Source organism: Psychromonas sp. CNPT3 (assembly GCF_000153405.2).
GTDB lineage: Bacteria > Pseudomonadota > Gammaproteobacteria > Enterobacterales > Psychromonadaceae > Psychromonas.
In genome coordinates, this window is sequence record NC_020802.1 from 296,217 (window position 1) to 319,001 (window position 22,785).

The 22,785-nt window shown below is 37.4% G+C and carries 16 protein-coding genes; 4 read left to right on the plus strand and 12 right to left on the minus strand.

Translation table 11 applies throughout. From position 1 onward, the window contains the following. Positions 1-75: 75 nt before the first annotated feature. The 10 genes from PCNPT3_RS01380 to wecB all read right to left on the minus strand — a co-directional run bounded on the left by PCNPT3_RS01380 (position 76) and on the right by wecB (position 13,843). Positions 76-1,092, minus strand: a complete 1,017-nt coding sequence (locus PCNPT3_RS01380) for a hypothetical protein (RefSeq protein WP_015464082.1) — start codon at positions 1,090-1,092, stop codon at positions 76-78. Between the two features lie 134 nt (positions 1,093-1,226). After that, complete coding sequence (locus tag PCNPT3_RS01385; protein ID WP_015464083.1) at positions 1,227-3,665, minus strand: tetratricopeptide repeat protein; 2,439 nt, start codon at positions 3,663-3,665, stop codon at positions 1,227-1,229. A gap of 40 nt (positions 3,666-3,705) precedes the next feature. Next, complete coding sequence (gene prsR, locus PCNPT3_RS01390; protein WP_015464084.1) at positions 3,706-5,097, minus strand: PEP-CTERM-box response regulator transcription factor; 1,392 nt, start codon at positions 5,095-5,097, stop codon at positions 3,706-3,708. Between the two features lie 34 nt (positions 5,098-5,131). Next, positions 5,132-6,412 carry a hypothetical protein gene (locus PCNPT3_RS01395; RefSeq protein ID WP_015464085.1) on the minus strand — a complete coding sequence of 427 codons (1,281 nt, stop codon included), beginning with the start codon at positions 6,410-6,412 and terminating at the stop codon, positions 5,132-5,134. A 9-nt stretch (positions 6,413-6,421) separates the two neighbouring features. Then, entirely contained in the window at positions 6,422-7,171 is a 750-nt protein-coding gene (locus tag PCNPT3_RS01400) for an AAA family ATPase (protein WP_015464086.1), read from the minus strand. Further along, a complete protein-coding gene (locus tag PCNPT3_RS01405) occupies positions 7,168-8,718 on the minus strand; it encodes a chain-length determining protein (protein ID WP_015464087.1) in 1,551 nt (516 codons plus the stop codon). The genes PCNPT3_RS01400 and PCNPT3_RS01405 overlap by 4 nt, the downstream gene beginning before the upstream one ends. A 2-nt stretch (positions 8,719-8,720) precedes the next feature. Beyond that, positions 8,721-9,314 (minus strand): XrtA/PEP-CTERM system exopolysaccharide export protein, encoded by a 594-nt coding sequence (locus PCNPT3_RS01410; protein WP_015464088.1) that lies wholly within the window; start codon positions 9,312-9,314, stop codon positions 8,721-8,723. A 44-nt stretch (positions 9,315-9,358) separates the two neighbouring features. Further along, positions 9,359-11,413 carry an XrtA/PEP-CTERM system histidine kinase PrsK gene (gene prsK / locus PCNPT3_RS01415; RefSeq protein ID WP_015464089.1) on the minus strand — a complete coding sequence of 685 codons (2,055 nt, stop codon included), beginning with the start codon at positions 11,411-11,413 and terminating at the stop codon, positions 9,359-9,361. A gap of 3 nt (positions 11,414-11,416) precedes the next feature. Further along, the gene (wecC, locus tag PCNPT3_RS01420; protein WP_015464090.1) at positions 11,417-12,670 is read right to left on the minus strand and encodes a UDP-N-acetyl-D-mannosamine dehydrogenase; all 1,254 of its coding nucleotides are present in this window, start codon (positions 12,668-12,670) and stop codon (positions 11,417-11,419) included. An 18-nt stretch (positions 12,671-12,688) separates the two neighbouring features. Then, on the minus strand, positions 12,689-13,843 hold the full coding sequence (gene wecB / locus PCNPT3_RS01425) for a non-hydrolyzing UDP-N-acetylglucosamine 2-epimerase (protein WP_015464091.1): 1,155 nt from the start codon (positions 13,841-13,843) through the stop codon (positions 12,689-12,691). Between the two features lie 159 nt (positions 13,844-14,002). Here wecB and PCNPT3_RS01430 point away from each other — a divergent pair, with 159 nt between their 5' ends. Continuing rightward, positions 14,003-15,115, plus strand: coding sequence for a GNAT family N-acetyltransferase (locus tag PCNPT3_RS01430; protein WP_015464092.1), 1,113 nt, complete (start codon positions 14,003-14,005; stop codon positions 15,113-15,115). 6 nt (positions 15,116-15,121) lie between these two features. On the opposite strand, the gene PCNPT3_RS01435 is transcribed toward PCNPT3_RS01430, so the two are convergent. Together PCNPT3_RS01435 and PCNPT3_RS01440 are read right to left on the minus strand one after the other, a co-directional pair. Further along, positions 15,122-17,107: a heparinase II/III family protein gene (locus tag PCNPT3_RS01435; RefSeq protein WP_015464093.1), complete on the minus strand. Its 1,986-nt coding sequence runs from the start codon at positions 17,105-17,107 to the stop codon at positions 15,122-15,124. 7 nt (positions 17,108-17,114) lie between these two features. Beyond that, positions 17,115-18,578, minus strand: coding sequence for an exosortase C-terminal domain/associated protein EpsI (locus tag PCNPT3_RS01440; RefSeq protein ID WP_015464094.1), 1,464 nt, complete (start codon positions 18,576-18,578; stop codon positions 17,115-17,117). 98 nt (positions 18,579-18,676) lie between these two features. Here PCNPT3_RS01440 and PCNPT3_RS01445 point away from each other — a divergent pair, with 98 nt between their 5' ends. From PCNPT3_RS01445 to PCNPT3_RS01455, 3 genes are read left to right on the plus strand one after another with little or no spacing between them, the layout of a single operon-like run. Beyond that, positions 18,677-19,717, plus strand: coding sequence for a polysaccharide deacetylase family protein (locus PCNPT3_RS01445; protein ID WP_015464095.1), 1,041 nt, complete (start codon positions 18,677-18,679; stop codon positions 19,715-19,717). 9 nt (positions 19,718-19,726) lie between these two features. Beyond that, positions 19,727-21,634, plus strand: coding sequence for a methyltransferase domain-containing protein (locus PCNPT3_RS13470; protein ID WP_015464096.1), 1,908 nt, complete (start codon positions 19,727-19,729; stop codon positions 21,632-21,634). A 3-nt stretch (positions 21,635-21,637) separates the two neighbouring features. Then, the gene (locus PCNPT3_RS01455) at positions 21,638-22,777 is read left to right on the plus strand and encodes a glycosyltransferase (protein ID WP_015464097.1); all 1,140 of its coding nucleotides are present in this window, start codon (positions 21,638-21,640) and stop codon (positions 22,775-22,777) included. Positions 22,778-22,785: the final 8 nt, after the last annotated feature.

The following is a 22,785-nucleotide window of genomic DNA, read 5'->3' on the forward strand; positions in this document are numbered from 1 at the left end:
GTCATTGAGAAAAAATAAAAAACGCGTCATTAGACGCGTTTTTTTATTTATTTAGCCTGTTGTTTTTTATTGCTATTAGCGTTTAATATCTTGATAGGTAATAGACATTAATTGTGGATTTCGTTCTAAAAAAGTATCTAATTGGCGCAGTGAATAAGGGCATAAGCTTTTAGGGTGGCCCATAATATTAAAAATGGGTGTCTGCGTATTATTGTGCTTTTTTTGTTCTAATGCATCCAATGCACACTGTAATTGTCCTGCTTTTACACCATCAATCATCACCGGACCATAAGTATATGTGCTTAAGCGTTGCCAATAATAAGCGTTATTTGCTTGCATAGCTTGACCATTACCAAAGGGTTTAAAATCCCCTGCATTACATATTTTTAAAAAAGCGAGCTTCCAGAAAAAAAGTGGGCTGGTTTTTACTGAGCTTATGGGCACTTCACAAAAGTATCCGGGTGTTTGGGATTTTAAGGGATCTTCATTAAATTGCCACTGCGTTGCATTGGGCATATTTCTAAAGTTAAAGTGACGCGTGGGATCATCACTAAAACCATTATTAAAGAGGGTACTATCGAGCCAAATATCATTTTCTCTTAAGGCTTCACTTATTTGAGAAAAGGGTTGCAGGCACCAGCCTCCTGCTCTAAAAGCAAAAATAGGTTTGGTGCTATAGGTTTGCAATGTACTTTTATAGCGTCGAACAAGCTCTATTTGCTCTTCGGTTGAAAAATCATGTAACCGATAACGCTGCGTATTACTTACCCATGTTTTGCCATCATAATAGCTGTCTTGCCAATGTGGATGAATGTGTAACTGTATGTCATGGCCTTGTTCACAAAGACTCAGGAGTTGTTTTTTTATTTGTTTTTGGGCGCGTAATAGCTCAGGGAAATGTGCAGAATATTCTTCTAGTTTACATAAAAAACCCGCATCAACAAAAAGACTTAATTTTACGTTATGTACTTGTAGTATACGTAGCAATGCTTGCGTAGGCTTGAGAAGACAGGCATCGACGCTACCACTTTTAGCACCAAAAAAAAGCTCATAATCTAAACTAAGTAATAATTTTGTTTTTTTCTCGATCATGAGCTTACTCTTTTTTAAGGTTCTTGATTAGGATTTATGTTAACGTTTTTTTTCTAAGCGTAGTCGTCTTTACAAGCCTTGCTTATCTGCCTATCAATCGCGCGGTTTGGAGGATTGATAGGCAATATAAGGTGCTACAACGCATCGAGATGTTTTTTAATTGAAAGATCTTGAGGGTTTAAATGAAAGGCTTTTTCTATCATTTCTTTGCCTTTTTCAATCTCCCCCGTATTTGCCAGTATCCATCCGTAAGTATCTAATATAGATGCGTTTTTAGGTGCTATTTGATAGGCTTGTTCGGCCAGTTTAATGGCGCGGTTATCTTTTTCGATAAAATAAAACCAAGCGAGATTATTTAAACTGGTTAAGTGTTTAGGGGTGTCGCTTAAGATTTGTTCATAAACAAGGATAGCATTTTGTATTTTGTCTTCGGCTATATACAGAGATGCTTGTAATAATAAAATCTCTTGGTGATTGGGAATGTGCACGAATAGTTTGTCGATAACACGCTGTGCTTGTGGAAATTTACTCTGTTGGATATTTATCTTGGCTAATAAAACCAAAGCATCGAGTTCATCAGGGACATCTTTAATGATTTCTAAGAGCGCGGTGCGCGCTTTAATATACTCTTTATTTTGCATTAATACGCTGATGTTTTTAAGAGAAAGTTGTAGCTTTAAATCTTTTTCGTACGCATGAAATTTAACGGGTAGCGTATTTTCATTACTCGTTAGTAATTCATTGGCCAAGGCGAGGTTATTTGTTTGCACGGCCCAGCTACTTAATGCAAGTGATAATAAAGAGGCGTTATGATCCTCGCCAAGATATTTTTTTGCCTGCAAGGGATCTTTTTTCTGTGCGAGTAAACTATTAATTAAACCAAAATAAGCTTTTAATTGGCTGTTATCTTGTTCGATAATACGCTGATAATTAGTTAATGCCTGCGCATACTTTCCTTGTACAAAATAGAAATTATTCAGTTTATAGAGGGCTTCTATGTTCTGTTTGTCTTTGCTGAGTATTTTATTTAATAACGCCTCTCCTTGTGCATATTTTTTCTTAGATAGAAAATAATTAGCCAACATCAAGTGCGTACTTAATGTGCTTTTAGGGTTATTTTGAAGTTGTTGTGCATATTGGTCGCTACTACTTTCTTTTTGCATTAATAAGAGTTGTTTTAGATATGTAACTTGTAACAGTTCATTTAATGGATCTTTATCTAAGCGTTGTTTTAACAAGGCAAGCGCTTTTGCATGCATCGGTGGGGACTGACGGTTAAAATAAAGGCTTTGTAAAATGACAAAATTAACCTCGTCTGGGTATAAATTTTGTGCTTTTTGTAACGCTTTTTTTGCTTTAATAAATGTTTTTTCTCGCAGTGAGGCGCTAATATATAAAGCCCATGTTTTAGCGCTATATTGTGCTTCTGGCATGCCTTCTAATAATGTTTGTACTGCGCCTGCTTTATCGAGTTTTAATTGCGTCACGGCGTATATTTCTGTAAGCCGGTTATTAGACAACTCAGGATCAATTTCTTGTGATAGGTAGCTCTCTGCTTGTTTTAGCATACCTTTTTGATAATAAATGATACCGAGTAAAGTACTGGCTTTCTTATATTGAGGATAGTCCTCAAGCAAGGTTAATAATATCTGTTTAGATTCTTTTAATTTCCCCTTTTCAAAGGCGTCTTTAGCTTCTAAATAACGTAGGCGACGAGTATTTAGAGTTGGAAATTCATCGGCTAATATTTTTGCATAAAGCATCGCTTCGGACGGGCGCCCTTGCTTATCCAGTGCAAACATCAATTGTTGTAATATTTGCACTTTTTTCATACTAAAAAAATCAGAAGAAGGCAGGGTATTAAGTGCTAATACAAGGGAGTGCTCTGCATCTAAATAATTTTTCTGTGTTAAATAAGCCGTACCGAGCATTTCGAGAATTAACGTATTATTTTCGGATAAGTTATTGGCTTTTTCTAATAACGCAATGGCTTTTGATGACTGCTTGGTGACGATATATAAGGTCGCTAATTCTAGCTTAGCCTCGACGCGATAAGTATTACTTGTTGTGGCGAGTAATTTAGTCAGTGATTTTTTGGCAAGAGAGAATTTCTTTTGAGCTATCCATTGTTTTGCTTGGAGAAATTGTAAGCGCTCAGGTTGTTGTTGCAACCATTTTGATTGTGTGTCGAATATTTTTTGAGCCGAAAAGTACTTGTGTGCACTTTGATAATTTTTAATAAGATCAAAATAATAGAAATCATTTTTAATACCGTTAAAATTTAATAAAAGCGCAATACTGCGATTAAATTGTCCAAATTGTGCGTACACGTCCGCTAAAATAAGGTGTGCTTGTAGATTCGTTGGCGCAATATCTATCGCATTATTGGCTTCTTGCGAGGCGGAGCGCAGTTGGTGCTGCTTTAAATAGGTTTGGGCTTTGTTGAGGTAGATATCTAAGTCGTTATTAGTATCTGTTTGTACGTCTTTACAGGCAGTTAAAATAAAGACACTAAGCATAAACCACGCAACGGAAAAAAAATATTGTCTGGAATTTTTTTTATGTGGGTGCATATTTGTATTCTCCTACTTTTTTATGTAATGGATAATGTCTTTATTTGATCTCGATTTCTTGGTGTATCTCGGATAATGCCTCTTGAGTACTAATGTGATATTTTTTCATTAAGTCATACAATGTGGGCCGAGTGATGCCGAGCGCCTTTGCACTGGCTGAAATATTATATTCATGTTGTATGAGTGCACTTTTTATCGCCTGTGTTTCTGCTTGCTGACGTACTGCTTTTAAATTAAGAACAGCAACATTGCTGTTTTTTAAGCCTAAATCGTGAGGTTGAATATATTTACCTTCGTGCATAATGATCGCGCGTACAATTTTATTATTTAGCTCTCTAATATTGCCTGGCCAATGATGTGCTTCGATACTTTGGATCGCATCATCACTAAAAGAAACGCTTTTAAAGTTTTCTTCTCGAAGGTATTTTTTGAGTAGGTAGCGTGCCAATAATACTTTATCTGCATTACGCTCTCGAAGAGCGGGAATATCAATTTGGATCTCCGCAATACGATAATAGAGATCTTCTCTAAAAGTCCCTTCTTGCATCATTTGTTCTAGATTTCGATTCGTAGCACAAATAATGCGCGTATCTAATTGGATCAGATCTCGTCCACCAAGTCGCTCGATCACTTTTTCTTGTAAAAAACGTAACAGCTTTGCTTGCAATAAGAGTGGCATTTCACCTATTTCATCTAAAAATATAGTGCCCTTATTGGCGAGCTCAAACTTCCCTAAAGTGCTTTTTACCGCCCCGGTAAAGGCGCCTTTTTCATAGCCAAAGAGCTCACTTTCAAATAAGTTTTCAGGTAAGGCCGCGCAGTTAATAGCAATAAAGGGATATTTACTGCGTAAACTTAAATTATGTAATGCTTTAGCAAGCACTTCTTTGCCAGTGCCACTTTCTCCGAGTATTAAGCAAGCCACATTAGTGGGGGCTATTTTCCGTATTTGCTTGCAGACGTTAAGCATATGCTCATCGGCGGTGATAAGCCCTTCTAAGAGGCTTGGCTCGAGTAATTGAAACTCTCTATTTTTAGTTTCTATTTGATACATATGTAACGCGCGTTTGACAATAAGATCGAGTGTTTGCGCTTCAACGGGTTTACTGTAAAAATCGTAAGCACCTAAGTTAACGGCTTTGATCGCATTATCATTACAGTCATTACCCGTCATCACAATAACTTTCATATGTGGACTTAAGTGCAACGCTTGACGTAATAGCTCAAAACCTTCACTAACACCATCAGCATCAGGAGGAATACCAAGATCTTGGATCATCACACTAGGCTCATGTAAGCGGATAGCATTAATGGCTTCTTCTCGCCTAGTTGCAGTGATCACATGATAGGTCGAAAAATGCCATTTTAATTGGGTTAGCAATCCGATATCGTCTTCTACGATCAATAAAGTCTCGCGATCTTCTTTTTTCAAAATGAGCTCCTTTTCTGCCTAAGCTGACGCAGTGCTAATAAGTGTATGCAATGCGCGTGTTATAATGTGTTTCGTTATAATTTTTATTATTTTCTTTTGTTTTTTCATTCTCATAGCTTGCGCTAAGTTCGATGTAGAGCGCAGATGAAAGATTAAAGCGTCCCGCAATAAGACTTTCAAAGCGTTTTTTATGCATCGAATTGTAGAGCGTTGCATGACTATAATCGGCAGAGACTAAAAGACGCCATTGTTTATTTAGCTGCCAGCTAAGCTGACTCTCAATCCCTTTTTCTTTCGTGCTTTGCTTTTGATTATATTCAGCCATTGTTTCATCAATATTCTGATATAAACGGTTATTGCTCAAAAGACGCTCATTTAACATGGCATATTCATATAAAAATGCGCTTTCTGTACTCCATAGCAATTGGTTCTCTTGAAAATCTAACTCATAGTTATTATCCCCTCGAAAGGATGAGTTACTTAAGGCGCGTTGCGCTTCAATGGAAAATAGATGGGCTTTAATGCGTGCATTTATCCTGAAGTGGTAGTTAAGGCCTTCCATTTTTATCTGTTCTTTTTTAACGTAGCTTTTACCGATGCCAAAAAGATATTCGCCAAATTGATAGATGCCAGAATATTGGGCTGCGAAATTTTGTTCGTAGTAACGTTGCGAGGGCTCATTAAATTCATTTTCGCTATAACGGTACGTGAATTGTAGTTGGGATTTTTTATTTAATTTATGTAACCAGCTAACATCCGCACTATTTTGTGCGCTATCTTTCGCTTTATAGTCTTTAAAGCGCGCATTACTGTGTTGCACATGTAAACTGACGCGGTTGCGATTGGAGTAGGGAATATGCCAATATTGCTCAATCACAAAAAGGTCCCTTTCTGTTTTATTATTATCTAAATCCGATTGTTGTTGATCAATAATAAAGCGCTGACGTTGATGGCTGATAGCAAAGACGAAGTTTTTATTAAAAATATTTTGTGTAAAAGCCCCTTTACCTTGCCAAAAGTTAGAGTTCTCTAAGCGGCTATGACTTTCATCTTTATATTGCGCCAGATAAGATAAAGAAAGTTTATTAGACTGTCGTTTACGTTTGTAATTTAGCTCGACTTCGCCTTTGAGTCGTTGATTTTTTTCTGCATTATGGTTTGATTTGTAAATGTTATTGCTATGTTCGTAGTCCAAAGCAAAGCGAATAAAATTATCTTGTGGCGCGCGATCGGATGCGCTCGCTTGGCTAGATAAAGGCAGTGCTCCCATTAAAACTACAAATAATATACGCAAAATAGCAGAAAAGTGAGTCATATTAAGGCCTTAATTATTAAAAATAATTCCAGCGAGTTTTTCTTCACCCACGAGATCAATGGCCGCTTGTATTTGATCTTTACTTGCTTTTGCATAACGCGTGACTAAAAGGGTAAAGTCGCATAAAGAGACTAAAATTTGGCTTTCGGCGTGGCGCTCGATGGGCGGTGTATCAAGGATGATAAAGCGATCCGGGTAGCGCTCTTTAAGGCGCTGAATAAAGAGTTCCATTTTCTCAGAAGAAAAATATTCTGCAGCCGACTCTTTTTTGATGCCAATGGGAATAAAGCGTACACGGGGGATCCCAGACTGGTAAATAATATCTTCAATGTCATCAGTATCTTGACCTAAAAAATTGGTTAACCCAAACTCAGATTTTATTTTAAAGTAGTTAGGAGACGTTTTATTATGCGTATTACAATCAATAATTAATGCGGTTTTACTGAGATCTAAAGCAATACTGGCCGCTAAATTAATACTAATATGGGTGCTACCTGCACCGGGCGTAATACTTGATATCATGCAAACAAAGTTTTTATGATCGCATCGATTTAGCAGTTTTGTGCGCAGTTCTCGATATTCATTGAGCGCTTGGTAATCCTTTGTACCTGCATAAATTATTTTAAGATCGTCTAATTCAGCATTGCTTAATTGTTGATCTTCTTGCATTGAACTGATTTGCTGCCGACTCTGTTTTTCATTTTCAGCCGCTTGATGCTGTGCATGCAAGAGATCTTCTGAATTTTTTTCTATATTCATATTAATTGGCCTATCCAGTTAATTATTTGCGTAGGAGACAGGTGATATTTATGCGCGAGTGCGACGGCAATATAAATACTTAAAGCTATTATCAAGTAAAGGCACAACAATTTATTTTCTACCTGAATGTGACGTTTTTGTGCTGGGCTTTGTATGTGTTGGAAACTCGCGATAACCACACAATTACGCATATTATCGAGTTGAGATGTAAAACGGATCTTCGTATCTAAAATTATTTTAATATTAAATAATACAAAAATCAGTATAAAAGCAATGATAGGGCCACTGAGGAAAAAGTGTAAAAAACGTATGCCTGATGGCCTCGTTGGGTAATTCGCTGGCTCTTGAATTTTGTAATTAACACCTTGTCCTTGAATATCTAAGACCATAGATAAGCGCGCCTTTTCTTTATTAGCAAGCATGTCTTCATAGAGTTTTTTGGTGACGTTATTATCACGATTAAGCTCGCTCAGTTCCGCTTGATTATTGGCAATCTGCTTTTGTCTCTCGTAGGCGTTTTCTAATAATACTTTAAATGCATTTAAACGGTTATTAAGGGTGATAAATTCAATTTGAGAGTTGGAAAGTTTACTGCTTATTTCACTGTAAAGAGGGTTGAAATCATGGACCAAAGACTCTCTTGCTTTTTTTGCGCTGTATACATTTTTTAATGAATTTTGTAAGTCTGTAATTTGATAGCGAAGTTCAATGACTTCGGGATAATCATCTTTGTAAGCTAATAAAAGACTGCTTAAATTTTCTTGTAAATCTTTTAAGCGCGAGTGGTAAATGGATGCTTCATAATCACGACTGGAGAATTTTTTTTGTGAGAATAGTTGTTTTTTTAAGGAAGAAATTCGGCTTTTACTTTCCATTTTTTGAATTTTCAAGGATTCAATCTGGGTGCGTAGCGTTGAAATACGCGCATCAACTTCCGTTTCAGTACCCTCTAAATGTGTGGATTTAAAATGCTTTAGGTTTTTTTCGGCGAGTAACAGTTTCCTCTTATAGGTTTCAACTTGTTGGCTAATAAAATCAAATGCATTACGGCTTTCTTGGCGTTTATGATTGGCACTATCTTCAATAAAAAGAGAAACTACGGTATTTAAAATGCGAAAGGTAGTATCTGCATCATCATTACTAAAGGCAATTTTAATATAATTTCCAGAGAGGCCTGTGATGTTTAAATTTTGGCGTAATTGGGTTAATTTATTTTCTTTTTGCAGTGGATCTGTGAAATGGTTTTTCCCATAGATTTTATCTAATACTTTGTTTAATTGTCTTGGAGAGTAAATAATATCACGGACTTGTGTTGCTCTATTTTGCTTGATGCCAGTGACTTCAGTTTGTTTTCCAAGCAAGGGTTTAATGATATTTTGAGTATCGGTATAAAGTGTGATCGCACTATGGAACATGGTTGAATTAAGCATGCCGAGAAATAAAATAATAAAACTAAACAAGGTCGCGAACAGCGCAACTTTGAACTTATGTAAACTAAGTTCATGCCATGCTGTTGTTAAGTATTTGAAAATTTCATTTGTTTCCATAATTAAAATAGACTCTCAGGTATAATTAAAATGTCAGCGGGTTGTAGTTCATAGTTTGTAGATATATCACCTTTTTTTATTATTTGATCGAGTTGGATCGAATAACGTTTTATACCGTCAGCGGTTTTTCGGTATAAAATAGTGGCATCACCATCTGCAAAATCGGTTAGACTTCCCGCTTCTAAAACAAGATCTAGCACGGTCATGCCTCGTTGATAAGGGCGAGATTGTGGCGCATTTATCGCACCGGTAATACGTAAACGGTTTAAATAATTAGCACTTTGAGATGCGGTTAAAATCACCGTAACTTCGGGCGTTCTAATATACTTACTTAACGCTTTTGTTATATTTTCAGCCAATACTTCACTCGATAAAGAGGCTGCCTGAATATCTCCAATTAAAGGCACTGAAATCATCCCATCGGGACGTACCAATGCATTTAAAGAGATATCGGGGTTTTTCCAAACGTTAATAAAAAGTTGGTCGTCGATACCAATTTTATATTCGCTAACTGCAATTCCCGGTTCAGGGATTTCTAGTGGTGCGCTACAGGCACTTACTAGTGTAAAAAGTAATAATAGAAATGTATTTTTCATGTGCGCGATACGCCTTTGTAAATAAAGATTATCTATTTCTGAGCTTATCCAAGGTTATCTAATGGCAAATAAATAGAAAAAGTCGTGCCTTTATTTGGTTTACTTTGTACTAATACTTCACCCTCAAATTGATGAATTATTTCTCTGATTTGGTAAGCACCTAAGCCCATACTTTGATCGTTTTTAGTACTAGAAAATGGTTTGAATAATAGTTCATTTATAAAATTTTGCTGCATTCCACAGCCAGAATCTTCAATATTTATGCAGAATTGCGAGTCTTGTCTACTTAATGTGATCGTGATGGTGCCATTTTCATTTGTGGCATCGAATGCATTTTGTAAAAGGTGATTAATGACCATTAATAATTCGTCATATTCTGCGCGTACAAAGCCGTGCGTACATTTTAAATTTAAAATCGGTGTAGGCTTGGCATGTTGATTCATTTTTAGCGCATTTTCGAGTAATGCGATCATATCTACTCTGCTGTTTTTTTGTTTATTATCTTGGCGTAATTTGAGCAGTAATTGCTCCATTTTCTGCACAGAATTACTGAGGGTTAAAATCATATCATCGATAAATTCAGGTGAATCTTTAAACTTATCGGCATTTTTAATCATCAAGCTTTGCTGTGCCACCAAGTTTTTTATGTCATGGATGGCAAATGCACTAATTTGATGAAAAAGTTCAAATTGTTCATTTTGTCTTAACTTTTCAGCATTACGTTGCTGCGCTAAATAACTGGCTATTTGTTTGCCTGTTAATTGTAAAATATCGATATCTTCCCAGGTCAAAGGCGAAATGTCGTATTCTTTGCAAAGGTATATAAAGCCTAATAAATCATCTTGATACACTAAGGGAACGATAAGCCAGCTGTTTTTATTTTCAACAAACCAAGCTGGTAAATAAGCTTTGGCTTGCTCATCTGCATCAACCGATTGATCACTGCTTTGATAAATCCAATGATGTTGAAACATATAGGAGATTAATTGAGAATCTTTTTTAATACTGCTTTGGGCTTGATCAATATTAATTTTCTGCTGGGCTCGCTGCGAATAAAATTGTTTTCCCTGTAGCCATAAACCGCCAGAATCACACTCAAAGAGCTTAAGCATTGCATTGAGAGCAATATCATTACTGCTCATGCTTTGGGGTTGTGATCCTAATAAGGCATCTAACTTTAACCATTGTTTATGATGGTCATAGGCATGTTTAAAGATATGTTTACTTAGAAAAATATTTACTTTGCGTCTAAATTTTTGCATGCAATATAAGCAAGCAATACACAACAAGGCTAAAACATAAAATAATATAGAGGCGAGCGTTGCCCATGGTAATTGTAGGTAGTGCACGACGAGGCTTAATAGGGCAATGATAATTAAAAAGAGGGCGACAAAAATAATACTAAAATTAAAAATGATGACGCTATTGGAGAGTTGCCACTGGTCGTTTTTATGAACTTCAAAGGGGGTGACTAGGATCCCTATCGTTAGTAAAACGGTCATCATACTGGCGATAAAAGAGCGAGCTTGCCAAAAAACATTATTATTTATAATGTTCAATAGTAATGCACAATGTAGGATCAAATCATAAATAATCTGGCTGAGTAACAGTAAGGTTATAAACTTTGCAATTCGGCAAGCATCAAGATGGCGTAACAATTGCTCTGCAACCACAATCATTAATAAACAAAACATTATTTTGACATAGAGATACATATTAAACGAAACAAGGGTAGTACTGGGTAACTTAATATTAAATATTACTAATGTGCTAATAGCAACGATGACAATAGCAACGCTGAGCGTCCAATAACGCGATAAGGTTAAGCGCTTAGCATTACTAAGCATTGCTAATAAAACCAATAAAAACCCACAATAACGCAGTATCTCAAAACTTTGGAAATGGCCTATCAGGGCGTGTTCATGTAAGGGATGTGATGTGAAATTATATTGCCAAAGTGCAGATAAAACCGCCATTAGGATCAGGCTATATTTAATTTCTTTTTTCGGTATATAAAACAAACACCCACCAAGCAAAGCAAGCTCAACGCCCATAGAAAGATAAACAGAGGCAGTAGAAAGAGAAAAAAGGCTCAACATAGATTAAATGATCCCGCGTGTGTCTATGACGACTTTGGTTGCAAAGTGCGTCTCCTTCGTGGCGCGCTTAAATACCGTATGATCCACTAAAATGACGACAATGTTGGCCTCCTCTAATGCTTTTTCTAAGCTGACTAATTCAATGCCAAGGTTTCTTAGATTATCGGGTAATTTATTTATGTGGGGCTCTACGGCAAGTAATTTAGCTGTTTTTTGCTCGCCTAATTGTTGCACTATTTGCAAGGCAGGGCTTTCCCGCAAATCGTCAATGTCAGCTTTAAAAGCTAAGCCTAAACATGCAATAACGGGTTTTTTAAAGGCGTCGGCTGCTTTTATAATTTGTTGTAATACATGCTTGGGCTTATATTCATTGGTTAAGCGTGCTTGTTTTATTAATTTTGCATGCTCAGGGCATGTATGTACCAGAAACCAAGGATCGACAGCAATGCAATGCCCTCCAACGCCCGGGCCCGGGTTTAAAATGTTGACACGAGGGTGGCGATTGGCTAAACGGATCAACTCCCATACATTAATGTGCAATTGGTCACACATCATAGAAAGTTCATTAGCAAAAGCAATGTTGACATCTCTAAATGAATTTTCAGTTAATTTGGCCATTTCAGCAGTACGTACACTGGTTATAACGCATTCACCGCGGACAAAAATACGGTAGAGCTCAACGGCGAGCTGACTGCAGGCTTTGCTCATACCGCCAATTAAACGATCATTAGAGACCAGCTCTTGGAGTATTTGTCCTGGTAGTACGCGCTCAGGGCAATGTGCGATCTTGATATCTGCATCATCACCATGGTGCTGAGGAAACGTTAAATCAGGGCGCGCTTTGGCAAGCCAATTCGCCAGTTTTTCAGTGGTGCCTACCGGAGATGTCGACTCTAATATGACTAAATTTCCTTTTTCTAAAACGGGGGCAATCATTTTAGCCGCCGATTCAATAAAATGTAAATCAGGCTCTTTTTTATTATCAGAATTTTCTATAAATGGCGTGGGAACAGCAACTAAAAACACCTCTGCAGGCTCCGCTTGAGTGCTGGCGCGCAGATTTCCTGTGGCGACAACACTGCGCACAATAATATCTAAATCGGGCTCTACAATGTGGATTTTACCCGCGTTAATAGTATCAACCGCTTCTTTGTTGATTTCGACGCCGATAACGAGCATGCCTCTTGATGCTAAAATGGCTGCTGTAGGTAAGCCAATATAGCCGAGACCAATGACTGATATTTTTTTAAAACTCATAATAACCCTTAATAAAATCTAAATGGATGGGGTTTTATCTACTTGGTAGTGATCCTTTATTTTTACTATTATTTTTTGACAAGCATTCCCGTCCCCATAGGGGTTATGCGCGAGACTCATTGTTTTGTAATGATCGTTATCATTTAATAAATAAGAAATTTCATTGATTATATTGTCTTTGTTCGTGCCAACTAATCGTACTGTTCCTGCCTCGACAGCTTCGGGGCGCTCAGTGCTGTCGCGCATAACAAGAACCGGCTTTCCAAGACTCGGCGCTTCTTCTTGAATGCCCCCTGAGTCGGTTAAAATAAAATAACTTTTCGTCATTAAATAAACGAAAGGTAAATAATCTAAAGGATCAATTAAAAAAACATTATCTAAATTTTTTAAAATACGATTGACCGGCTCTTGTACTTGCGGGTTTAGATGCACTGGGTAAATTATTTGTATTTCTTTGTGCAAGCGCGCGGTAGTTGCAAGTGCTTCACAAATGCGTTCAAAACCATCACCAAAGCTTTCCCTGCGGTGGCCTGTGACTAATATTAATTTTTTATTGGGATCGAGCTGTTTAAATTGAGATGCCAATTGTCGTTGTAAATTTTTATCATTTTCTAATTTGTTGGTTATTTGAAAAAGTGCATCTATCACGGTATTACCGGTGACGCTAATTCTTTCACTGGCAATCGATTCTGCTAATAGATTATTTTTAGCATATTGTGTGGGTGAAAAGTGTAGATCAGTTAAGCTGGCGGTTAATTTTCGATTACCTTCTTCAGGCCAAGGAGAGTGTAAATTTCCGGTGCGTAATCCGGCTTCAATGTGGGCAATGGGGATCTGTTGATAAAAAGCCGCCAAACTGGTTGAAAAAGTGGTACTTGTATCGCCATGGACGAGGATAACATGGGGATTAAACTCTTTAATGATGGGTTCGAGTGCTAAAATGATGGTGGCGGTGATCGTATATAACGATTGTTCTTTGTGCATGATATTTAAGTCATAATCGGGCACCAGAGAGAAAAGTGTTAAGACTTGATCGAGCATTTCTCGGTGTTGGCCCGTCACGCAAAGGCGACTTTCAATGTCCACATCATTTGCGAGTAAAGTGACTAAAGGTGCCATTTTAATGGCTTCAGGGCGCGTGCCAAAGACGGTTAATATCCTTATAGGTATCATATCGTTATATATTCCTATGCACAAAAAGCGATTCTGTAAAAAAATTGAGTATAGGTACAGAATGCGCCTTTTGTATTTATGTACTATTATATATTTTCATTATGAGAGTCTGCGCGCTATAAAAAATGTCTGTTTTATTTTTTTTAAAAAGGAAAGGCTATGTACCGAGTGCGTGTTATTGATAATTGGAATGATTTTGATACGCTACGCTCAGATTGGACAAAACTGCTACAGCAAAGCGATGCAAACAGCATTTTTTTAAGTTGGGAATGGATCTCTTGCTGGTCACTTAGTCAACGTAAGAATATTAAATTATGCATTATTTTACTCCTTGAAGATGATGACATTGTCGCTATTGCCCCTTTTTATTGTTGTTCTTATCGATTTCTTCATGTCATTAAATATAAAGCTTTATGCTGTTTGGGAGATACGCACAGTGGCGCTGAGTATGCGGATTTTATTGTTTTAAAATCGCGCCGTGCAGATTTAAAAAAAGCCTTATGGCAAAGTTTATTGTCAACAGAGATAAAAGGACGCTGGGACGTGATTTGGTTAAGTAATATAGGTAGCTGGAAAACGTCAGCTAAGTGCTTACTCTCATCATTTCACCAGGTCAGTGCATTAAAGTCGCAACAAAGAGAGATTGACTTTTCATCTATAACGCTAGTAAATGAAGAGGTCTCCCTTGTTGAGATAGGCAGTAAACGTCTGCTTAAAAATATAGGCCAAACAAAGCGCAAGTTACAGCGTTTAGGGGATTGGCAGATTGGATATTGTCAATCAAAAGAAGATGTAGCGCCGTTACTTCAACAATTTTTTCATTTACATCAGCAACACTGGCAATATAAAAATTTACAGGGAAGTTTTCAACGTAGCCCTGCATTATTGTCTTTTTATCAGGCATTCATCCCTCTGGCATTTTCTAAAGGTTGGTTAAGACTCGCTTACTTAGAGAGCCTCTGTGAGATTAAAGCAATGCAATTGGGTTATGTTTATGAAGGGACGTTTTTTGCCTTGCAAGAAGGTTATGATCCCTATTTTTTAGGCGGGTGTGGACAGGTTTTACGTCATGGTGTGATCCACAAGTGCCTTGCTGAAAAGCTACATACCTATGACTTTTTAGGCGGATATAGCGATCATAAAGCGCGTTGGTCTGCCACTCAAAAGATAGGCACTCAACTTTTTGTTTTTCAAAATAAAATTAAAAACCTACCCCTGTACCTATTTAAAATATGGCCAACAGGCGCTTATTTTAAAGCCGCTAAAAAATGATCCTGTTTATTGCCATTTTATACGGGTGATAAAGCTTGTGCTGCTATTTATGCTGGTGCTTGCACAGAGCGTGGTGATACTACTTTTTTGATGATAACCTCGACTTATCCAGCCGAGTGACGGGGCTTGCTTATCGGTATTTTCTTGGCCTTGGATCAAACTTAGTTGTAGCTCCTCTGCAAAATAAAGGCTAATACTTAGATCCCCTAAACGTAAAGTGCAGCTATTCCCTTCTATTTTAATGTGTTCACATTGCTCGCCAAAATGTAAATAAAGGCGGACTTGATGGGTTCCTTGAGTACTTAAAATGTCGTGAATGTGTAGCTCTTTTTGCTGCGCATCTAAACTGATATCGCGCTGGTGTAAAAGTGGAGATGCAAGGCGTTGATAGCCATTATGTGAAGCACTGACATTACCCCCCGCCGCATTTGGTTCCCACAATAAACATTGGCTTTGCGCGTGTTTTTCCCACATGAACGGGCCACTGCGTTGTGATTGATCTAAACGGTCAATTTCAATGCAATTATGAGACTGCGTTTTACAAAAGTGTTCTCGCCATTGTGGAAATCGATAATAATCATAAGTACCGCAATCAACTAATAGGTCGTCTCCATTAAGTCGAACAATAAAGCTTAATGCGTCAGCATGACCGTGTGCTGCGATAGCGGTATAACCTAAGGGTGCACAATCAAAAAGCACACTGACTTGATTGAGTTCATGCATTGAGCCTGCTTGTAATAAGTAATAACCAGAGTCTTTAAATGCTTGGCTATGCAACGTTTCAGCCACCTTGCAAAGGGGCGCGTCAATATTTTTTGAAAATAACCAAAAAGCACTTTCTGGATTGCTTGTAATATTTTTCTGTAATAAGGGGTGAGGGGATAGATGGTTGGCAATGGCGCACAAGGCGCTAACGTTATGCACGTGATCGCCAAGATCTAGTACATAACCATCATCTTGGTCGCCTAACATAGGATATTTTTTCCCACCTTGTGCAATACCCGCAATAAACAAAGCAATTTGTTGTAAGTGCGAATTAAAGGTATCACTGAAAGTGTCGTTTACCTTTTTTCCTACTTGCGCCGCAAAAAGGTAGAGTTGAAACACAAAAAACTGATAACTAAAGGCGTGCTCTTTACTTCCCCCATCAGGGTAAGTTTGTGCCACTATTTGTGTTTCTAATATCTGTTTACTGCGTTTTTGCCAACGTGCACTTAAGCTAAATTGGCAAAAATAAGTTGAGGCAATATATAAACCGGCAGTTTCTCCTACCAAGTGATTGTTCGCAGACGACCCTTGAGAAAATTTACAATCTATTTCCCTGCATTGTAAAAAAATAGCGTTAAGAACGCGTTTTTTAAAGTCACCTTTAAAAATGTCAGCGTCACGAGTCAAATCAATTGCCCATGTCCAATTGATTAATCGGATCCCTATTTCGAGAGGATTGCACCAATTCATGCCGTGTCCATAAGGGTTGGCATCTAGCCAACTATTTAGTTGGGCTTGGACACCGAGTGCATATTTTTTATCTTTTGTCGCGCAATAAGCACGTGCCAGTATGACCAGTTGATGATGGCGATTTGGTTCCCAAATAAGTTTACAGTCGCCATTTACGCTCACATCGCGGTAATTAATATATAAAATAGGTGCGAGGCTACTGTTTTGGCCGGTACTGTGATCTTTATGCCAATCGATTGGGGATCCATGATCTTTATTTTCTAAATCAAAGTAGCTCAGTTGATGTTGTAATACTTTTTCTGCTTTATGGCAGAGAGCTGCTTTCCAAGGCGTTAAATAGTGTGAAAAATCGCCATAAAAAACATGAAAAGGGGCTTCTTTTGGATGATCTTCTTTAAATTTAGCCGTTGCAGGGAAATTTAATTTTACACGCAAATGTTCTTGTAGGCGGTATTGCAGAGCGCCTACTCGCCAATATATTTCTTTGGCTGACATGCGTTGTATACGCTTAAAATACCAAGTGACAGTTTGCATAAAGACCTTATTTTGTAGGCGTTAAAATTTCGCTGATGAGATCGGTTAATATTTTTTTCGCTTTAGCATTATCTTTTAACGGACTATCAACACTAATCGCAATGAGGCTTGATCCTGGTTGGCCTTTAAGGGCTGCAAGGATCGTCGCTATTTTCACGTTGTTTTTACTGCTCATAAAATGGCCATTAATGACATAAAAAAAGGCAATAAAACGGATCCTGTTTTTATTTTTACGTAAAGTGAGTAAATTTACATTTTTTAAGGTGCCACTAATGGCTAATTTTTCTGTTTTCCATATTGACCAATTTTTATGAGTAAAAAGACGGTTTCCGATAAAAATAAGCTCTTTACCTTGTGTTTGTTGCCTGTAATTAGCCACGTAAATTTGTATGAGTGTCTCGTTCTGCATTAAAAACATAAATTCTGTTGAGCTTGCGCCGATGTAATTTGGCGCCCAATTTGGGCTTTGTTTATATTGTGAGCCTAATATTTTATAGTGCTCAAAAGTGGGCAGTTTAAATCGATAATCTTTATCAAAGCGTGCTTGTATTAAATGGGGTAATACACTCATAAAAATCAATAAAATTGAGATGCTGAGTAAATAATGACAACTTATTTTAAAGGCGACGGTGTCTATCTTTGTAGTGGGTTTTATCACTTTGTCTGGGAAATCAAAACAGTACGAAGCAACATAAATAGTGATAAGAAAGCACACAGCAAAGACTAACCATCCAAAGGTTAAATGATCTTGTACGACAAAGTGCTGCATCTGTGTTTGGCTACCAATAATAATAATACTGATGATACGGATCCAGTTTGCCAATAGAGCAATGGCAATGGCAAAACCAAAAAGATAGAGGCCTTTACGTAGTGAAATGTGTTTGATGTGGACAATAAATAAAGCGTAAATAGCGGACGCTAATATAAAGCCTAATCCCGAGCAGGCTTGCTCTACCAAAAAAGTGCCGGCTGGCGTTAATATGTGGTAATTCTCTCGCCAGACGGAGATACCGTATAACTTGATGAAAAAGAAGCTAATACTGGTAGATAGCTCTCTCAAAGGGATCTGTAAGATGTTCCAGATAGGTAAAGTCAGGGCGAGGATGGTTAGAGGAATAAATAAGATGCGTAAAACAGGGTAACCATAAACGCTACATAATAACGCCATAAAAATAAGTAAAAAGCTCAGTACTTGTAACTGTCCCAAATGGCTGAGATCTGCTAAGAGCAGTATGCCTGTGCTGAGAACTACGCCCAAGATACCAAGGTAGTGGGGTTGATATTTAGGCATTTCATGGCGTTTTTGCCAAAAACAAAAAGCACATAAAACAAAGCCCAATAAGCCGTGGCTATATGGACCATTACTCCACCACTCAGCAGATATTTCGAGTATAACCTGTGGGTGTGTTGTGGCGATGATTAATAAATTTAAACTAACAAAAAGGATGATATATCTTTTTTTAAGGGTCATTCATCTTCCCGCAACGGATGCTTAAAGACTCATATTAGACCTGCTTAGTTGCAAATACAAATATCAGCAGTCTTAAAAATAGAGGCTATGCTAGACAGATGAAAATTAATTTTTTAAAAAAGATAGTGATACATTCCCTCAGTTTGATAGGGGTCACTGCGCTTGCCCATTATTTGGCGAGAGATAAAATAACCATTCTTTATATGCACAGTATTATTGATTTAAAGAAGACACATAACTGGCTACCCCTGCGCGATTTTACGTCTTTAACCGATCTTGAAATGAGCTTGTCTATTCTAAATAAACATTATAAATTTATTTCATTACAAGATGCATTGGCTATTTTAAAAGGCCAAAAAATGCCGATTAAAAATGCATTGGTGATCACTTTAGATGATGGTTACCGTAACAATATTAGTGATGCGAGATCTATCTTTCAAAAATATGAGATCATACCGACATTATTCGTAGCCACAAATCATGTATCTTTGCAGATACCGTTTTGGTTTGATCGGTTGGATTTTATATTACAACAAGTAAAAGCGCCATTATTAAAAATCCGCCTTAAAAATGTTTTCTTTACCTTTAACTGTCATTCACGCAGTGCGCTACAAAGCACTTATGCTCAATTTAGAGTGCAAGTTAAGCTGGCATTTAGTTCTGACATTCTGATGCAGAAATATTTACATAAACTCGCAGAGCAACTGGAAAAAGAACTCGGATGTGCATTGGGTGATGCGCCCGATGCAACGCATTGTGGTGCTATTGTTGATTGGCAGATGTTAGCGCATCAATTGCAAAACCAAAGCATAGAAGTGGGCGGACACAGTGTAACGCATGCGCGCTTGGCTTATGTTGATGATGCCTGTTTGCGTGATGAATTAAAAAACAGTCAAGAGATTATTGAGCAACGCTTAAAAACAGCCTGTTATGCATTTTGTTATCCCGATAACAGTTATAACGACAAGGTGCTTGCTTTAACGAATGAATATTATGAGCTTGCGACGACAACGGATAAAGGTTTAAACACTATTGGTGATGATTTGATGCGTTTAAAACGTTTTAATTTACCTACCCTTGCAGATCCCAAACGTTTACTTTTCTCGATATCGGCTTTACGGCATAACATCTTTAAATAGGGAGAAAAGATGAATATTTGTATCGTTGCGCACAATGCTTATGGCGCCTTAACGGGTGAAGAGTCCGGGCATATTGGAGGGGTTGAAAGACAAACCGCTTTACTTGCACTTTGGCTCGTTGAGCATGGCCACCAAGTCGCCGTGATCACTTGGTCAGAAGGTGGAGAGAACGTTGAATATATTGATGGCATACGTATTATAAAATTATGTAAAGTCGATGATGGATGGCCTATTTTACGTTTTTTAAATCCGCGTTGGAGCTCATTAAATAAGGCGTTAAGAATAGCTAATGCGGAGCTTTATTATCATAATTGTGCAGAATATGTGACGGGGCAGGTGGCTTTTTGGTGCAAATGGAACAAACGTCCTTTTATCTACTCTGTAGCAAGTGATGCAGATTGCGCCTTAGATTTACCTAATTTAAAATATAAGCGAGAAAAGATCCTTTTTCGTTATGGTTTAAAAAATAGCAATGTGGTGATCACGCAAACGTATCAACAAAAACAATTGTTAGAAACTAATTATAGCCTACAGGCTGAAGTCATCAATATGCCGGGTACTCCTCCTTGTTATGATGCTGATTTTAAATCAAAAAAATTATTTTTTAAGCAGAAAGTGATTTGGGTTGGGCGTTTGCATAAAGTTAAGCGTATAGAATGGCTGATTAAAATAGCGCATGCCCTACCTGATGTTTGCTTTGAGGTCATCGGCCCAAGTGATGATACTTCTATTTATATACAAAACATTTTAAAAGAGCTTGAGAGCACGCCGAACATTTCTTATTTAGGTAAAATTGCGCGTTTGAATATGCCTAATATTTATCAAAATAGTACGTTACTTTGTAATACTTCGATTTATGAAGGTTTCCCTAATACTTATCTTGAAGCATGGAGTTATGGCGTCCCTGTGATCACTTGTATCGATCCTGATCATCACATTCAAAAAAATAAATTAGGTTATCAGGCCTCACATTATTTAGGCTTAGTGCAACAAATAAAAAGTCTATTGGGTGACATTGATAGTTGGCAAGAAATGTCTAAAAATTGCCTGCAGTACTATCAGGAACATCATCAGCAAAAAACGGTGATGCAAAAATTTGAAAAAACATTTTTAGCGCAGATCCGCGCTCATGTTTCGGTACATTTTGATAATGTAAGTCAACAATGGTCTGATTTCTATACGCAAAAAGAATTATCCATTTCACATTTAGATTTACAGCATCGTTTAGCACTAACGGAAAATATATTATCCAACTTAAAGGTTAAATCCACTCAAAATAAGTTGCTAGATTTAGGTTGTGGCACGGGTTATGTACTTGAAAAAGTAGTCGCTATAGGGCCTTGGAGTGGTGTGGGCGTCGATATTTCGCCACAAATGGTGACTTATGCTCAAAAAAAATATCCACAATTTGAGATATTAGAAGCTACTGCAACGCAATTACCTTTTAATAATCAGTCTTTTTCTGTGATCGTGTGTTTAGGTGTGATGGAATATATTCCGGCTTATGCCTTAGCCTTGGCAGAAATTAGCCGGATAATAACAAAGCAAGGCGATGTCATTATTTCTATCCCTAATAAAAATTCATTATTTAGAAAATTACGTAAGCTCGAAGTTTTTTTGTTTTCTCCTTTTAAGCGCCTGCAAGCAAAAATAACAGGAAAAGTGCACTCGACACATTCAATTTGTCACCAGCAATGGACGGCAGATGATTTTGCACAGCAATTAAATGACGTGGATCTGCAAGTGCAAAGCCTCAATTATTGTACTTATGGTGTACTCAGTCCCAAATTAGTTAGGGATAAATGGAATATTAATTTAAGTTTATGGCTCACTCAAAAGATAAACAAAAAACCGTTATTTAATCGCTATTTAGCCAATACCATTGTGATCCACGCCAAGCGCGTTAAGGGTAATTAATTTATGTCGTTAAAAACAAAAGTATTGGTAGTTATCAGTAACCTTGAATTTGGTGGCGCTCAGCGGCAAATAGTGGAATTAGTCAATAATATAGATCGTCAGTACTTTGATGTACACGTTTGCTCGTTGTCAGCGTATATTCCGTTAGCCTCACAGTTTATAGACGGAACACCCGTTCATGTGATTGAAAAACAGTGTAAATTTGATCTTTTTGTCGTTGCTAAATTAATTAATTTACTTCGAAAATATCGTTTTGATGTTATCCACAGTTTTCTGTTTGATGCAGAAATAGCATCCAGATTAGCGGGTAACCTCTGTTTTTTACCGATAAAAATAATTGGATCAGAGCGTAATACCAATTATAAACTGAAAAAAATCCAAAAAATGGCGTATCGCCTTACGAAAAGCTGGGTGCATATCTTAGTCGCCAATTCAAAAAGTGGTGCAGCTTACAATCTTAAAATGACCGGTGTAGCAAAAGATAAATATCGCGTTGTTTATAATGGTGTGGATACGCAGCGTTTTCAACCTAGAGATAAAACCCTCGCCAGAAAAAAATTAAATTTACCATTAGATCGTAAAATTATCGGCATGTTTGCAAGTTTTAAAGCGCAAAAAAATCATCCGTTTATTATCGATGTATTAGCTACATTGAAAGCGTCAGGTATGCACTTTAAATTATTATTAGTCGGAGAGATGTTACATGCAGGAATGCATGGATCTGATCATTATGCTGCGTTACTTAAAGTAAAAATCAAACAGGCGGGCTTAGAGGATCAGGTTATTTTTTTAGGTAATCAAGCGCACGTAGAGCAAATATATCCGGCGTGTGACTTTACTGTTCTTCCTTCACTTTTCGAGGGTATGCCTAATGTGCTTCTTGAATCAATGGCTTGCGCAGTGCCTGTTATCGCGAGTCGCGTCTCAGATAATCAATACATCATTAATGATAATGTCAGTGGCGTAACACTCGAACTCAATAATATGTGCGATTGGGAAAATGCTATCAAGCAGTTTTTAGAAGATGATGCATTGCGAGAGACGCTTTCTATTGGGGCAAGAGAAACGATGCTCTCATCTTTTTCATCAAGGCGCCTTGCCCAGAATATGCAAAAAATTTATAACCCCCAATACGAAGTGTAAATCTTTAA